The sequence below is a fragment of the Microbacterium sp. MYb64 genome (assembly GCF_002979495.1).
Lineage (GTDB): Bacteria > Actinomycetota > Actinomycetes > Actinomycetales > Microbacteriaceae > Microbacterium > Microbacterium azadirachtae_A.
In genome coordinates this window covers 1-15,546 of sequence record NZ_PCOW01000037.1, presented here as the reverse complement: position 1 = coordinate 15,546, position 15,546 = coordinate 1, and the positions used below count along the sequence as shown (strand labels likewise).

The 15,546-nt window shown below is 67.0% G+C and carries 13 protein-coding genes; 8 read left to right on the top strand and 5 right to left on the bottom strand.

Features of this window, described 5'->3' with window-relative positions; genetic code table 11:
- The coding region (locus CQ044_RS19210) for an alpha-L-rhamnosidase (RefSeq protein WP_219845003.1) at nt 1-2,331 on the top strand (2,331 nt) is incomplete at its 5' end.
- On the opposite strand, the gene CQ044_RS19205 is transcribed toward CQ044_RS19210, so the two are convergent.
- Nucleotides 2,328-3,737, bottom strand: a complete 1,410-nt coding sequence (locus tag CQ044_RS19205) for a YibE/F family protein (RefSeq protein WP_105689954.1) — start codon at nt 3,735-3,737, stop codon at nt 2,328-2,330. The two genes, CQ044_RS19210 and CQ044_RS19205, sit on opposite strands and share 4 nt — an antisense overlap.
- A 181-nt stretch (nt 3,738-3,918) precedes the next feature.
- On the opposite strand from CQ044_RS19205, the gene CQ044_RS19200 reads away from it, so the two are divergent.
- Both CQ044_RS19200 and CQ044_RS19195 read left to right on the top strand, forming a co-directional pair.
- On the top strand, nt 3,919-4,704 hold the full coding sequence (locus CQ044_RS19200; RefSeq protein ID WP_146116840.1) for a M15 family metallopeptidase: 786 nt from the start codon (nt 3,919-3,921) through the stop codon (nt 4,702-4,704).
- A gap of 392 nt (nt 4,705-5,096) precedes the next feature.
- Nucleotides 5,097-6,491, top strand: a complete 1,395-nt coding sequence (locus CQ044_RS19195) for a hypothetical protein (protein WP_146116839.1) — start codon at nt 5,097-5,099, stop codon at nt 6,489-6,491.
- A 254-nt stretch (nt 6,492-6,745) separates the two neighbouring features.
- Here CQ044_RS19195 and CQ044_RS19190 read toward each other — a convergent pair whose 3' ends face one another.
- Together CQ044_RS19190 and glnA are read right to left on the bottom strand one after the other, a co-directional pair.
- Nucleotides 6,746-7,486, bottom strand: a complete 741-nt coding sequence (locus tag CQ044_RS19190; RefSeq protein ID WP_181158398.1) for a D-alanyl-D-alanine carboxypeptidase family protein — start codon at nt 7,484-7,486, stop codon at nt 6,746-6,748.
- A 341-nt stretch (nt 7,487-7,827) separates the two neighbouring features.
- Nucleotides 7,828-9,252 carry a type I glutamate--ammonia ligase gene (gene glnA / locus CQ044_RS19185; RefSeq protein WP_105689950.1) on the bottom strand — a complete coding sequence of 475 codons (1,425 nt, stop codon included), beginning with the start codon at nt 9,250-9,252 and terminating at the stop codon, nt 7,828-7,830.
- A 222-nt stretch (nt 9,253-9,474) separates the two neighbouring features.
- Between glnA and CQ044_RS19180 the strand changes: the two genes are divergently transcribed.
- The 4 genes from CQ044_RS19180 (at nt 9,475) to CQ044_RS19165 (ending at nt 12,704) form a co-directional block, all read left to right on the top strand.
- Nucleotides 9,475-10,383, top strand: coding sequence for a MetQ/NlpA family ABC transporter substrate-binding protein (locus CQ044_RS19180; RefSeq protein ID WP_105689956.1), 909 nt, complete (start codon nt 9,475-9,477; stop codon nt 10,381-10,383).
- Nucleotides 10,384-10,388: 5 nt separating this feature from the next.
- Nucleotides 10,389-11,471 carry a methionine ABC transporter ATP-binding protein gene (locus CQ044_RS19175; RefSeq protein WP_105689949.1) on the top strand — a complete coding sequence of 361 codons (1,083 nt, stop codon included), beginning with the start codon at nt 10,389-10,391 and terminating at the stop codon, nt 11,469-11,471.
- A complete protein-coding gene (locus tag CQ044_RS19170; protein ID WP_105689948.1) occupies nt 11,468-12,169 on the top strand; it encodes a methionine ABC transporter permease in 702 nt (233 codons plus the stop codon). The genes CQ044_RS19175 and CQ044_RS19170 overlap by 4 nt, the downstream gene beginning before the upstream one ends.
- Before the next feature lie 106 nt (nt 12,170-12,275).
- Nucleotides 12,276-12,704 (top strand): RDD family protein, encoded by a 429-nt coding sequence (locus tag CQ044_RS19165; protein WP_105689947.1) that lies wholly within the window; start codon nt 12,276-12,278, stop codon nt 12,702-12,704.
- Between the two features lie 39 nt (nt 12,705-12,743).
- Here the strand turns inward: CQ044_RS19165 and CQ044_RS19160 are convergent, their stop codons facing one another.
- On the bottom strand, nt 12,744-13,235 hold the full coding sequence (locus CQ044_RS19160) for a RimK/LysX family protein (RefSeq protein WP_105689946.1): 492 nt from the start codon (nt 13,233-13,235) through the stop codon (nt 12,744-12,746).
- Between the two features lie 17 nt (nt 13,236-13,252).
- Here CQ044_RS19160 and CQ044_RS19155 point away from each other — a divergent pair, with 17 nt between their 5' ends.
- The gene (locus CQ044_RS19155) at nt 13,253-14,449 is read left to right on the top strand and encodes a RimK family alpha-L-glutamate ligase (protein ID WP_105689945.1); all 1,197 of its coding nucleotides are present in this window, start codon (nt 13,253-13,255) and stop codon (nt 14,447-14,449) included.
- Between the two features lie 69 nt (nt 14,450-14,518).
- Here the strand turns inward: CQ044_RS19155 and CQ044_RS19150 are convergent, their stop codons facing one another.
- The gene (locus CQ044_RS19150; RefSeq protein ID WP_105689944.1) at nt 14,519-15,229 is read right to left on the bottom strand and encodes a DUF4191 domain-containing protein; all 711 of its coding nucleotides are present in this window, start codon (nt 15,227-15,229) and stop codon (nt 14,519-14,521) included.
- Nucleotides 15,230-15,546 lie beyond the last annotated feature (317 nt).

The window sequence follows — 15,546 nt, the reverse complement described above, 5'->3', positions numbered from 1 at the left end:
TCCGTGATCCTGGTCGAGCGCGAACACCCGGCGGACGGCGCCCCCGCCGTCCGCCGGGTGTTCGCGCTCGACCAGGATCACGGAGCGGTGGTGCGCGCGGAGGTGCTGGCGACCGCGCTCGGCGTCTGCGAGGTGCGGGTGAACGGCGTGCTCGTCTCGACCGACCTGCTGACGCCGGGCTGGACCAGTTACGAGTGGCGGCTGCGATACGCGCAGTGGGATGCGACGCCGTTGCTCGCCGGCTCGTCGGTCGATCAGGCGGTGATCGAAGCGGTCATCGGATCGGGCTGGTACTCCGGGCATCTGGGATGGGACGGCAACAGCGAGGTGTACGGCGCGGAGCGCGCTGCGCTCGTCGAACTGCGGATCCTGTTCGCGGACGGTCACGTCCAGACGGTCGGGACCGATGAGACCTGGACCTCGCTGCCCACCGAGACGATCGCCGATGACCTCTACGACGGGCAGCGGATCGATCGACGCGTCGAGATGGGGGATCGCTTCGCCGCGGCTCCGGTGCCAGGGGAGGGCGGAGTGAGGGTCGTGCCCTTCGATGCCGCCCGCCTCACCGCGTACACCTCTCCGCCGGTCCGCCGCCAGGAGGAGATCGCGCCGATCCGGGTCTGGCGGTCGCCCGCAGGCGCTCTGCTCGCGGACTTCGGGCAGAATCTCGTCGGATGGACCCGGCTGTCGGTGCGGGGGATCGCGGGTCAGGAGATCACTGTGCGTCACGCCGAGGTGCTCGACGAGGACAAGCTGGGCACGCTGCCGCTGCGTCGTGCACGTGCGACCGACGTCTTCGTGCTGTCCGGCGTCGACGACGTGTTCGAGCCCACGCTCACGTTCCACGGGTTCCGGTACGTGGAGGTCTCCGGGTGGTCCGGTGCCGATGACGACCTCGCGGGGGCGCTGCGCGCGGTCGTGATCGGATCCGATCTGACCCGTACCGGCACCTTCCGCAGCTCGCATCCGCTCCTGAACCGCTTGCACGAGAACATCGTCTGGGGCATGCGCGGCAACTTCGTGGACGTGCCGACCGACTGCCCGCAGCGCGATGAGCGGCTGGGCTGGACGGGCGACCTCGCCGCGTTCGCGGAGACCGCGGTCTATCTCTACGACACGGAGGCGTTCCTCGCCGACTGGCTGCGCGATCTCGCCGTCGAGCAGGAGCACGCCGACGGTCGCATCCCGATCGTCGTGCCGGACAACCTGAAGTACGAGGAGATCGGCGCGATGGCCGCGGCGATGGGGTCGAGCCTCGTCATCGCGCTCTGGAACGATGCGGCGTGCTGGGTGCCCTGGGCGGTGTACGAGGCCTACGGAGACGCAGGCGTGCTGGCGGATCAGTACGCGTCGATGGCCGGGCACGTCCGCCGTGTGGGCGCAGCCCTGTCTCCGAGGGGTCTGCTGGAAGGCGGCTTCCAGCTCGGCGACTGGCTCGATCCGACCGCGCCGCCGGACGCGCCGTACCTGGCGAAGGCGGATCCCGCGGTCGTCGCGACCGCGTGCGTGCGCCGTTCCGCCGTGATCGCGCGCGACGCCGCACGTGTCCTGGGCCACGACGACGACGCGGCGGAGTTCGACGCCTTGGCGGCGCGGATCGGGGGCGCCTTCGTCGAGCACTGGGTGCGCGACGGCCGGATCCACAGCGATGCGCCGACCGTGTACGCGCTCGCGATCGTCTTCGGCCTGCTGGACGGAGCCGATCGCACCGCTGCGGGAGACCGGCTGGCGGAGCTCGTCGCGGAGGCCGGGCACGTCATCACGACGGGTTTCGCCGGAACGCCGTTCATCCTCACGGCGCTGTCGGAGACGGGACACCTGGAGACCGCGTATCGACTGCTGCTGCAGGAGGAATGCCCCTCCTGGTTGTACCCGGTCACGATGGGCGCGACGACGATGTGGGAGCGCTGGGACTCGATGCTGCCGGACGGCACGATCAACCCCGGCGAGATGACGAGCTTCAACCACTACGCGTTCGGTGCTGTCGCCACCTGGCTGCACCGTGTCGTCGCGGGTCTCGCACCTGCCGCGCCGGGCCACTCGCGCGTGCGCATCGCACCGCGGCCGCCCGCGATCGGGCTGACCTTCGCCGAGACCGCGCTGGACTCGCGCCAAGGCAGGATCGCGACGGGGTGGAGCGTGGCGGACGACGTTCTGCGAGTGGTCGCGACGATCCCGGAGGGCGTGACCGCCGAGGTGTCGTTGCCTTCGGGCTTCGCGGCCGAGGTGGGTGCGGGCGTGCACGAGTGGAGTGAGCCGTTCCCGGGGCTTGTGGCGGGGAGCGCTGCCCGGGTGCCGTCAGTGGTTTCGACGGGGGAGACGGCGAGCTAGGCGCGCTCGCCGGCGGTCCTCGCATCCGTGGCGGGGAAGAGCGGGCCTTCCACCGTGCGGAGCGTGCGCAGCCACTCGACCTTGGCGGCATCGTCCTCGTGCAGCTCGGGGGACGCGGGATCTCCGTCGTCGGCAGCTGATCGCGGAGGAACCAGAGCGACGGCGATGGCCGTGGTGAACGGCACGGCGAGCACGAGTCCGATGCCGCTGCACAGGGTGCGCACGATCTCGGTGGCGATGTCCTCCAGGCTCAGCATGTTCAGCATCGGCTGGTTGTAGACGTAGAGCAGGAGCACGACGCTCAGGGAGGCTCCCACGTACGCGAACACGATCGTGTAGATCGTGGAGGCGATGTGGTCGCGACCGATGCGCATGGCGCGCCCGAAGAGCTGCCGGCGGGACAGCTCGGGGGCGACCGCGCGCAGCTCCCACACCGAGGAGCTCTGCGTGATCGTCACGTCGTTGAGAACACCCAGCCCGGCGATGATGATCGCGCACGTGAGCAGCCCCTGGAAGTCGACCTGCGGCACCATCGGCGCCAGGAAGCCGGCGCTCTCGTCGATGCCGCTCAGCCGGGTGGTGCTCACGGCGAGCTGCGCGAGGATCGCGGTGACGACGACTCCGGCCAGCGTTCCAGCCAAGGCGGCGCTCGTGCGCATCGAGACGCCGTGGGCGAGGTACAGCACGACGTAGAGGATCGCTGAGGAGGCGACGAGCGCGATGGGGATCGCAGGTCCCGCATGCAGCAGTGCGGGAAGCATGAACATCACGATCATCGCTCCGCTGAACACCAGCCCGATGAGCGCGAGCAGGCCGCGGAGAAGCCCGACGGCCACCACGATCAGCACGAACAGCCCCACCCACACCGCGAGGGGGATGGTTCGCACGACGCCGAACGCCGAGATCCCGGGATCGACCCCTCCCGGCTGCACGATGTCCGGGGCCGTGGGGAGCCGGACGTCCATGAGTTCGAGCCGATCGCCGGGACGGAGCCCGGCGTGCGCGAACGGACCGTTCAGCATGATGGTGACCGTGTCGCCGGCCCGCTGGCCCGAATCGATCTTGACCTTCGCGATCGCACAGGACGGAGCAGATCCGGGTCCCTCTGCTGCGCCCGTCCCCGATCCGACCCCGCCCGTGGCGGAGCCGGAGCCGCCTGCGGACGGGGCGACGCTGCACTCTGGCGCGATGGAGATGATCTCGCCCGTCGGATAGGTCGTCGCCTGAGCCGGGGCCGCACCGGACCGTTGACCGGCGGGCGCGCCGCCGGCCGGCCAGAGGAGGAATAGGCCCACGATCGTGGTCACTCCGATGATGACCAGGATCGTCAGCAGTATCCGTTTGGGCGTTCGGGCGACCGAGACGTCCTGAGGCGCCGACGATGTGTGTGCGTGTCCGTGGCCCATCGCGGTCCTCCTCAGTCCCTGGGCAACGCTAAGCCTCAGAGCCCGTTCAGACGCGCATGCCGGTGCGCGCGTCGAGGCGTCCGCGGGCACACGCCGCTCGAATCTATCGGTGGGACTGTCAGCGCGTCTGTAGGAAGAAAAGGGGACAGCGGAAGTGATCGGTTGTCCCTAGCGTGTGGACATGAGCCCACCTTCAAGAAGCCCCGATAGCTCAGGGGTCCAGATGACGCGACGAGGCGTGCTCCTCGCCGCTGGCACCGTGATTGGAATAGCAGCGGTTGGAGCGCTTCCGACCGTCAACGCGTTGGGTGTTGAGCCCTGGGGCGGATACGCGAACGGCCAGATCCCAGTGAGTCAACTCACCGCAGTTGCCGGCTGCTACTTCCGAAACGATGCCGCTCAAGCCTTGGTCCAATTGAGAGCAGCGTTCAGGGCCGCTCTCGGTCGAGATCTGGTGGTCAACGATGGATATCGCGATCTGGCAGGTCAACAGCAAGCCTGGGACGACTACCGCAACCACGGCGGGAATCTTGCCGCCTTCCCCGGTACTTCCAACCACGGGTGGGCGCTTGCCGCCGATTTTGGCGGCGATGTCTACACCGGCTCGTGGACCGCAGGGCACCAGTGGATGCAGGCCAACGCGCCGGCATTCGGTTGGACATGGGCAGGTCAATACTTCAGCCAGATCGAGTACTGGCACTGGGAGTACAACGGCTCCTACTCCGGTCCCATCCAAGACGATCAGTCAGCTATCTACAGAAGGAACAACAACATGGCATCTCTCTTCTACAAGACCGAAGGCGGCCTGCTCTTCGCCCTGGCCGGCGATGGGCCCAACAAGGCGGGCTGGCTGGAGATCGTGGACCAGAACCTCGCCAACCAGCTCGCCGCGCAGCATGGCAACGCCGCATATCTGTCGCTCGCGACCTGGAACCAGTGGAAGGGCTGGTACATGGGAGGAGCCTGACCTGTTGACGACGAAACCGCCCCCGCTTCTCTTTGGAGAGGTGGGGGCTGTCTCAGCGTTCGTTCCTGTCGTGACCTGCGAGAGCCCGACGCCCTCTGAGTTGGCGAAGCTCGACGTGAAGACGTCGACCGTCATGTTCCCGGCACGCCGACGGTCGTCCGACAAGAGCGCCACGCGCCAGCGCCTCCGCCTGGGCGCTTGGCCGGGTGGAGGCGCGGCCGTCGGAGCGCCCAATCGTTGATGCGACTGTGCGCGTTCTGCTCCTTTGCTGATCGTCCGCTGTGCGCTGGGCTTCCCGCCTGCCGGGGCGGAGTCTAGGTGAGAAGCCGTGCCATGTCTGTAGGTCGAAATGCGGACAGCGGGCTGCGGTTGGCTGTCAATACGTTGTGGTCATGAGACGCATAGTGCCCTCAAAGGGCCGCAAGCAAACCATCCTCGCCATCCTTGCTTCCGCGTTGATCGCGGTCGCGACGCTGCTCCCCGCAACAAGCGCTTCCGCGACGACCCCGCAGAGCGGAGCTCAGGCGCTCGCACAGCAGGTGCTCGGCAGCGGTCGCCTCAGCGGCAACGCGGAGGAGATGGCGCAGATCCAGGGGTACGCCAACGGCACGATGCTTTCGCACTCAGGGCGTGACTGCTTCATCGACAGTGCGATCCTTCAGGCGCTCAAGACCGTCGTCGTAGACCGCGGGTTCTCGCTGCATGTGTCGTCCCTGAACCGCTACTGCACGGGCGAACTCACTGGCAGCGGAACAAGCAGCTATCACTGGCGCGACGGCGGCGGACACGCGATCGACATCGACCGGGTCAACGGTGTCTGGTCCACAGGCAACACTGCCCAGGACCTGTCGCTCATCCAATCGATGTACACCGCGTTGCCCGCACCGGCGGGGTTGGGCCAGCTCAACTGTCACGGTTCCCTCAACGTCCCCAGCGGGTGGGTCCAGTTCGACGACAGCTGCAACCACAATCACTTTGAATACCGCGGGTCCGGTGGATCGGCGCCACCCCAGAACTCTGCTTCCGCGCTCAGCGAGTTCGCGGTCCACAATGGTGGCTGGAGCGCCATTCCGGTCGGTCAGGGGATGTCCAAGGCCTTCTCCGTCGTGAACATGGGCAGCGGATGGGCGGACATCTACGGCAGCTTCGACGGACATATGCAGGTAGTCACGGTGCTCAATGGCGGTTGGACGCGTATGGACTCAGGCCTAGCGCTGAACGCGACGAGCATCGCGGCGCTCAATGTCGGTCAGCCGACGCCACAGCTGCTCGCCGTCGAGGGCGGCGAGATCTTCCACGTTTACGGTGACTCGAGCGGTTGGCACAAGATGTCCACAGGGCTCACGACGACGGGCAAGATTTCGGCAGTGCGACTTCCTTCGGGCGAGATAGAAGCGTTCACGAACATCAACGGCTACATGTACGTCATCACTTCTCACAGCGGCTGGCAGATGGCGAACAGCGGGACCCCGATCGGAGACAACTTCAAAGCCGTTCTGGTCAACGGATCGCCCCAGATCGTCACCAACATCAATGGCATCATCCACATCATCTGGCCGGGCGCAGGCTGGCAGCTTCAGTCAACTGGGCAGTCGACAAGCGGAAGCATCACCGCAGTCGACATGGGCGGCGGCTACCCCACGATCATTTCGAACGAAGGATGGAGCGTGACGGTGACGTCAGTCATCAACGGAGCCTGGACTCGGCAATCGACCGGCGCAACCGTCTCGGGAAACATCGACGCCCTCAACCTTGGTGGCGGCTACCCGGTGATCTACGCGGTCTAGCCGGATCTTGGAACATGAGACCGCCTCACGCCGAGTCTTCTGAGTGAGGCGGTCTCGTGATGTCGAGCCCGCTTCGGCCGCAAATGACAGAGCCCCGCCCTCCCGGGGGATGAAGAGCAAGACGGAGCTCTGGAAATCGCGACTTCTGTGCTCCATTGCTCCGCGTAAGTGAGGCGGGAAGCAGGGCCCAAGCGCAGGGCAAGCAGGACCCGCCATCAGCGCGGCGCTGGCGGCGGGTCCTGCCTCGGAGTTGATTAGGGCTGGGTCGGTGAGGGGTGAATCTGCTGGTACCGGTAGGAGACGGCGGGCGACTGGAGACCGCCCAGTTCGCGGTACCCGACGGCCTTGAGAAAGTCGTACTCGGCTGCGTCGATGTTGCGTTTCGTGCCTGCCGCGGGATCCATGACCCAGCGATAGATTCCAGCGTCTGCGTTGGAGCCGTTGATGGGGGTGATGCAGAGGAACGTCATGTCGAGTCCAATCGGGGTTGAAGTGCTTGGGTTTTGGGGGGTGTATGAACCGGAGAACTCCCAATGCCAGTTCTCGACTTGGCTGAAGAAGCGTCCAGCCCACCACCAGCCGAAGCCTTGCGCGTTTGCCTGTAGCCATTGATGTCCGGCGCTGGAGGAGCTGCTGTAGACCTCGCCGCCGAAGTCCACGGCCAACGCCCACCCATGGTTGGACGTGCCAGGAGGCGCAGCCAGGTTGCCACCGTTCTGATAGTCGTTCCATGCCTGTTGCTGGCCGGCGAGGTCACGGTACCCGTCGTTGATGATCAACGTTCGTCCGAGCGCAGCACTGTATGCGGATCGGAGCGCGTTCATCGCCTGGGCCGCATCGTTTCGGAAGTAGTAGCCGCCCACCTGGGTGAGTTCACTCAGCGGTATCTTCCCGTTGGCGTACCCGCCCCAGGCGGATGCAGGCGCTGCGGAGTTTGCGAGATCCGCGCCGACCAGCGCCACTCCTGCGGCGACTCCCGCCCCGATCAGCGTCATCGTCCGCCCAGTATGTTTGTGCGGCGTGTGTCTATATTCAGGTGAATATGACCGTTCCACGCTAGACGCTCCGCGTGCATCGCCAAGCCCTAACTCGCCCACAGGCTCTTCCGAATGCTCCATGCGCTTTCCCGCGACGAGGTACCTAAATGCCCAGCGGTCGTCCTGGATCAGGTTGACATTCTCCCGCCTGTGGTCCGACCATGACGAGACCTCGCGGACCGCAGACCCCTCGGTCCGAAACGCACGAAAGAACCCGCCTCAGCCGGGGGACACTGAGACGGGTTCTCGAGCTTTCGCGGGAGACCGGCGGACCAGCCTCAGGTCTCCCGCGAAACTGGTCAGACGCCGTAGTAGAGCTCGAACTCGTACGGGTGCGGGCGCTGGGCCATCGGGAGGATCTCGTTGTTGTACTTGTAGGAGATCCAGGTCTCGATGAGCTCCTCGGTGAACACGCCGCCCTCGAGCAGGAAGGCGTGGTCGGCGCGGAGCGCCTCGAGCGAGTCCAGCAGGGAGTTCGGCACCTGCGGGATGTTCTTGGCCTCCTCGGGGGGAAGCTCGTAGAGGTCCTTGTCGATGGGCTCGAGCGGCTCGATGCGGTTGCGGATGCCGTCGAGGCCGGCCATGAGCTGCGCGGCGAACGCGAGGTACGGGTTGCCCGAGGCGTCCGGAACGCGGAACTCGATGCGCTTGGCCTTCGGGTTGGAGCCCGTGAGCGGGATGCGGATCGCGGCGGAGCGGTTTCCGGCGGAGTAGGCCAGGTTGACCGGCGCCTCGAAGTGCTTCACCAGACGGTGGTAGCTGTTCAGCGTCGGGTTGGTGAAGGCGAGCACGGCGTGCGCGTGCTTGAGGAGGCCTCCGATGTACCAGCGGGCGGTGTCGCTGAGCTGGCCGTAGCCGTTCTCGTCGAAGAACAGCGGCTTGCCGTCCAGCCACAGGGACTGGTGCGTGTGCATGCCGGATCCGTTGTCGCCGAACAGCGGCTTCGGCATGAACGTGACCGTCTTGCCCCACTCCTCGGCGGTGTTCTTGATGATGTACTTGAACTTCAGGATGTCGTCGGCCGCGTGCACCATGGTGTCGAAGCGGTAGTTGATCTCCTGCTGACCGGCGGTGCCGACCTCGTGGTGCGAGCGCTCGAGGTGGAAGCCCGCTTCGATCAGGTTCAGCGTCATGTGGTCGCGCAGATCGGCGGTCTTGTCCACCGGCGCGACGGGGAAGTAGCCGCCCTTGAACGGCGTCTTGTTGCCGAGGTTGCCGCCCTCCTCCTCGCGACCGCTGTTCCACGCGGCCTCCTCGGAGTCGACCTTGTAGAAGCTCTCGCCCGCCGTGACGGAGTAGCGCACGTCGTCGAAGATGTAGAACTCGGCCTCGGGGGCGAAGTAGGCGGTGTCGGCGATGCCGGTGGAGGCGAGGTACTTCTCGGCCTTCTTGGCGACCTGACGCGGGTCCTTGCTGTAGATCTCGCCCGTGCGCGGGTTGTAGATGTCGAACAGCATGACGAGCGTGCTGGCCTCGCGGAACTGGTCGACGTACGCGGTGGTCACGTCGGGGATGAGCTGCATGTCCGACTCGTGGATCGACGCGAAGCCGCGGATCGAGGAGCCGTCGAAGAGCTGACCGTTGACGAAGAAGTCCTCGTCGACCGTCGCCGCGGGGATGTTGAAGTGCTGCTGCACGCCGGGCAGGTCGGTGAAGCGGATGTCGAGGAACTTGACGTCGTTGTCGCGGATGTACGCGAGCACGTCGGCGGGGGTGGTGAACATGCATCAACTCCTGGAGGAACGGGTGCGGTCGAGCGACCTGCAAGCAGGTTACGAGGAGGGGATGACGTGATCGTGTCTGGAATGTTTCGGGCGTGTTACGCCTCAGGGGTCTGCTGCGACCTCGCCGAAGGATACTTCCCGTGTTTCGTCGTGTGGCCATGGATGACGGAGCGTGTCGCTTTCGCGAGCGGCGGAGGCGCCGACGATGGTTCGATCCTGGGCATGACAACGCACCGAGTGAACCGCCTCCTTTCCGCCCTCGCCGTGACGGCCGTCGGGATGATGGCGCTCGCCGGCTGCGCGCCCGGATCCGCCTCGGCATCGTCGTCCTCCTCCGATGAGCAGCACCTTGTGATCGGCGCCGACGACGGGAACGAGCAGTACTGGACCATCCTGAAGGGCAAGCTCAAGGCCGAGGGCATCGATCTCGAGGTGCGCACCCTCAACGACGGCGTGCAGCTGAACCAGGGCGTCCAGGACGGCGCGCTGGATGCGAACCTGTTCCAGCATCTGATCTTCCTGTCGCAGTTCAACGTCAAGAACGGCGGCACGCTGGTGCCGGTGGGGGCGACCGCGGTCTATCCGCTCGCGCTCTACTCGGAGAAGTACCACGACGTGAAGGACCTGCCCGCGGGCGCCACGGTCGCCGTTCCGAACAACCCGACCAATCTGGCCCGCGCGCTGCTCAACCTGCAGAAGGCCGGCCTGCTCACGCTCAAGGACGGCGGTAGCGCGCTGGCCACTCCGGGCGACGTGCTGACCTCGTCGATCACGCTCAAGCCGGTCGACGCCAACCAGACGGTCACCGCGCTCAAGGACGGCAGCGCTCAGGCCGCAGTGGTGAACAACACCCAGGCGCAGAAGGGCGGCCTCGGCGACGACTTGATCGTCTTCAAGGAGAACCTGGACGATCCGAAGCTGGCCCCGTACATCAACGTGTTCGTCACCCGCGCCGACAAGAAGGACGACCCGCGCTGGGCGAAGCTCGTGGACGCCTATCATTCGCCGGAGGTCGAGGCGGCCGTGACGGCGCTCAACCAGAAGAACCTGAAGTTCCAGACGAGCTGGACGGCGGCGAAGCTGGGGGAGGAGCTCACCTCGCTGCAGACCGCGCTCAAGGCCAAGGGCTGAGCGGGATGGCATCGGTCATCTCGTTCGATGCCGTCTCCAAGGCGTATCCCATCGGAGGCTCGGGGCGATCCCGGGCCCCCGGCGGGTTCGTCGCCGTGGAGGATGCGAGCTTCACGGTCGAGCCCGGCTCGATCGTCGGCGTCATCGGCTACTCCGGCGCCGGCAAGTCGACGCTGGTGCGCCTCATCAACGGCCTGGAGCGACCGTCCTCCGGCGCCGTGAGCGTGCTCGGCGTGGATGTGGGCAGTGCCTCCACAGCGGAGCTGCGGGGTCTGCGCGGGCGCATCGGCATGATCTTCCAGCAGTTCAACCTCTTCCACGCGCGCACGGTGCGCGGCAATGTCGCGTACCCGCTGCGGGTCGCAGGCTGGAGCAGGGCCGACATCGACGCACGGGTCACCGAGCTCCTGGACTTCGTCGGCCTCGCCGACAAGGCGGGTCAGCGGCCGCGCCGGCTCTCCGGCGGGCAGAAGCAGCGGGTCGGCATCGCGCGCGCGATCGCGACGAGCCCTGAACTGCTGCTCGCGGACGAGGCGACCAGCGCACTGGATCCGCAGACCACCGCCGAGGTGCTGGATCTGCTCCGCGAGATCAATCGCCGTCTGGGCATCACCATGGTGGTCATCACGCATCAGATCTCGATCGTGCACGAGCTGTGCGACCGGGTCATCGTGATGGATCAGGGGAGGATCGTGGATCACGGCGACACGTATCGGGTGTTCGCGCACCCCCGTGCTGCACTGACCGCGCGCTTCGTCGACGCGGTCACCCAGGGGGTGCCTCAGGGGGAGACGCTGGAGGCGCTCAAGGCCCGAGGGGGCCAGCTGCTCAGCGTCGACGTGAACGAGGTCACGAGCGATGACGTCACCGCCGTGCTGGACCGGCACGGTGTGCGAGGCACGGTGGTCTACGGTGGCGTGACCGACATCAGAGGCCAGCAGCTCGGCACTCTCACGTACCGGATCGACGCCGACCGTGCCATCGTCGCGCGGATCGCGGTGGAGCTCTCGGCGCGAACGCGAGCCGTGCTGTTCGGGGCCGACCGGCTGCTCGAGGATGCCGTTCCGGGGCCAGGGGATCCTCGATGAGCGTCGTCTCCGCCGTGCACCCGGCGCTCCTCGTGCCGTCGTCGGACTGGGGATCCCTCGCGCCGGTTCTGCTCCAGTCGGTGCAGGAGACGGTTGTCATGGTCGTCGTCACACTCGTGATCGGTGGCTTCGCGGGTCTCCTTCTGGGCGCGCTCCTGTACGCGACCCGCCCGGGCAACCTCTTCCAGAACGCGGTGCTGTTCCACGCGCTGAACCTCGTGGTGAACCTGATCCGGCCGATCCCGTTCATCATCTTCCTGACGGCGGTCGCTCCCGTGACGAAGGCGGTGGTGGGTTCGACGCTCGGCACCGCGGCGGCGATCGTTCCGATGACGATCATGGCCGCGGTCGTGATCGGGCGCGTGGTGGAGCAGAACCTGGTCGCGGTGGATCCGGGCATCGTGGAGGCCGCGAGCGCGATCGGCGCCCGCCGGATCTCGATCCTGTTCACTGTCGTCATCCCGGAGGCGCTCGCCCCGCTGATCCTCGGATACACCTTCATGTTCATCGCCGTGGTCGACATGTCGGCGATGGCCGGGTACATCGGGGGAGGCGGGCTGGGCAACTTCGCGATCCTGTACGGATACCAGCAGTTCGACGCGCAGGCCACCTGGGTCACGGTGGCGATCATCGTCGTGATCGTGCAGGCGGGACAGTTCCTCGGGAACAGGCTGGCGCAGAGGATCCTGAACCGCTGAAGCGCGCTCCCCGCCCGGCGGATGCGGGGCGGGGAGCGGGTCCGCGAGCCGCTGAGGGGCCGGGGTGCGGGCGGGGTGTGAGCCGCACGTCACCTAGGCTGGAGGGATGTCCGACCCCGCGCAGACCTACCCCGGAGAACGCCTCGGCCTCCCCAAGACCGGCGCCGGCAGCGTCGGACGGATCGGCCGGCGCATCGCGGCTCTCGCGATCGACTACGCGGCGGCGTCGATCATCGCCGGCGCCTTCCTCGGGTTCCAGCAGTTCGCGTTCCCGAAGGAGGCGGGGATCACCCAGTTCGCGCCGATGATCGTGTTCGCCGTGCTGCAGATCCTGTTCATCCCGACGATCGGGGGCAGCCCCGGGCATCGCCTCGTGGGTCTTCGCCTGGTCATGGTGAACGGCGCCTGGGTCGGCCTGTGGCGTCCGATCGTGCGCACCGTGCTGCTGGTCTTCGTGATCCCCGCGGTCATCTTCGACGCCGACCAGCGCGGCCTGCACGACAAGGCGGTCGGAACGGTCCTCATCCGCGCCTGAGGTCCGTCGTCCCGGCGTACCGGGACTCGTTCGCGGGGTTCAGGCGGCAGTGTGGCCCTGGTTGAGGCGGCGGAAGGTCTTCGGGGCCTTGCCGCCCATGAATGAGCGCGCAGGATCGATCGTGAAGCCCTGACGCAGCGCCTCGCGGCCGATCAGCATCCGGAAGCCCATCTCGCTGCGGTTGCTGAGGGTGACCTCCGCGGTGACCCTGTGGCCGACCAGCACGACGTCCAGCAGCACGACCAGACGGCTCTGCGCGTGCCCGGAGGACGAGCGCACGTCACGGCGGTCGAACACCGGCAGTTCCACAGGGACCAGCTCGTGCGCGCCCTGCCACGGACGGACGTCGAACCGAACCCAGGGCACGCCGTCGCGCTCGAACTCGCGGATGTGCTGCGCGTGCAGCGAGGAGCTGCGCGCGCCGGTGTCGACCTTCGCCTTGATCCAGGGGATTCCGACGTCGGGCAGGGACACCCACTCGCGCCACCCGATTAGGGTGCTTGAATGAGTAGGTCGGTCCACAACACACATCCTGGCAGGAAATCACCGTGAAGCTCGCCGTGCTCTCGCGCGCCCCGCACTCCTACTCGACCCAGCGCCTCCGTGCCGCCGCGATTCAGCGCGGCCATCAGATCAAGGTGCTGAATACCCTGCGCTTCGCGATCGACCTCACAGCGGATGAACCGGATCTGCATTTCCGTGGTCGCCGTCTGAGCGACTACGACGCGATCCTGCCGCGCATCGGCAACTCGATCACGTACTTCGGCACGGCCGTCGTCCGTCAGTTCGAGCAGATGGACGTCTACACGCCGAACACCGCGAACGGCATCTCCAGCGCCAGGGACAAGCTCCGCGCGAACCAGATCCTGTCCCGGCACAACATCGCGATGCCCCCCACTGCGTTCGTGCGCAATCGTGCCGACGTGCGTCCCGCGATCGAGCGGGTCGGCGGGGCGCCCGTCGTCATCAAGCTGCTCGAAGGCACGCAGGGGATCGGCGTCATCCTCGCCCCCCAGGTGAAGGTCGCCGAGGCGATCATCGAGACGCTGCACTCCACCAAGCAGAACGTGCTGATCCAGAAGTTCATCTCGGAGAGCCGAGGTAGGGACATCCGCGCGCTCGTGGTCGGCGATCGCGTGGTCGCGGCGATGCGGCGGGTCGCGAACGGCGACGAGTTCCGCTCCAACGTGCATCGGGGCGGCACGGTCGAGGCCGTGCAGCTCGACCCGCTCTACGAGCAGACCGCCGTCCGTGCCGCGCAGATCATGGGACTGCGGGTGGCGGGCGTCGACATGCTCGAGGGAGAGGACGGCCCTCTGGTCATGGAGGTCAACTCCTCGCCGGGCCTGCAGGGCATCGAGGCGGCCACCGGGCTGGACGTGGCGGGCGCCATCATCGACTTCATCGCGAACCAGGTGAACTTCCCGGAGATCGACGTGCGCCAGCGCCTGAGCGTCTCCACCGGCTACGGGGTGGCCGAGCTCGTCATCCACGCCGGTGCGGAGCAGGTCGGCAAGCAGCTCGGCGAGCTCGGTCTGTGGGACCGCGACATCACGGTGCTCACGCTGCACCGCGGCGTCACCGTCATCCCGAACCCGCGCAAGCACGTCGTGCTCGAGGACGAGGACCGGTTGCTGTGCTTCGGCAAGCTCGACGAGATGCGCTCGATGATCCCGGAGCGACGTCGCCGGCGCGCCAAGGTGCGCAAGCTCTCCATGGAGCACATGCCTGAGTCGTCGTCCTGAGCCGACCGTTCTCCGAAACGACGAGCGCCCGGCCCCACGAGGGGACCGGGCGCTCGTGGCGTCAGGAGCTCAGCGCGGACGCGGTGCGCGCGTCTTGAGCGGGTCGATGCCCTTGGGGATCGGCAGCGACGCGACGGACTGGGAGACCGACTCCATGCGCTTGATCACGGCGGCCATGGTCGCGTTGTCGATGGCCTTGGGGAGCTTTTTGATGGTCTTGGAGAGCTTGTCGATCGAGACCTCGTCCTCGCCGTGACCGACGTAGAAGACGTTCACCGGCACGCCCTGTGCCACGCGCATGGCCTTGGTCTTCTCGTCCTTGACGAGGCGGGTGAGGCGGCCGCGCGAACCCTCGGCGACGACTACGATGCCGCCGCGGCCGATCGCGCGGTACACCGCGTCCTGCGTCTTCGGGTTCACGCCCACGGGGACCTCGGATCCCTGCCAGCTGCGGCCCAGCGAGGTACTGATGACGTGGCCGGCGGCGCCGGGCATGCCATCGATCTTGCGGTACATCGCGGTCGTGGACAGGCGCGTCATCAGGAACATGGCGCCCAGCACACCCAGCAGCAGGCCGGTGATGCCCCACAGCACGAGGCTCCAGATCTGGAACGGGGGGATGAGGTAGCCGACGATCAGGCCGATGAGGACGCCGACGACCAGGAGCGCGATCTGCGCCCAGGGCAGCCACGGGTAGATCTCCCGGGTGAAGCGGAAGAGCGAGCGCAGCTGCGAGAAGAAGCCGGGCTGCTTCTCCGTCGCGGAGGGACTTTTTGCCATACCCTCCAGCCTACCGATTCTGCGGGCGTGTGACGGCGCGGATGGGCACGCGCTGGGCGAACAGCTTCTTCCTCCACAGGATCCGTGAGATCCGGACTGTGCACGGATCACGCGGCGACCGCATCGCGGACGCACCGCACGCGCTGGGATGGAGCCATGACCGGATCCAGCAGGGACCTCACCGTGGCGGGTGTCCATCGCGCCATCCGAACGCTCGCCGGGGACGAGGGGCCGTTCGAGGGCGACCTCGTCACGCGCTCCGGCGGCCTAGCTGTGCGGGTGGATGCGGAGCGGCTGCGCGGGTGGGCGGGGTGGGC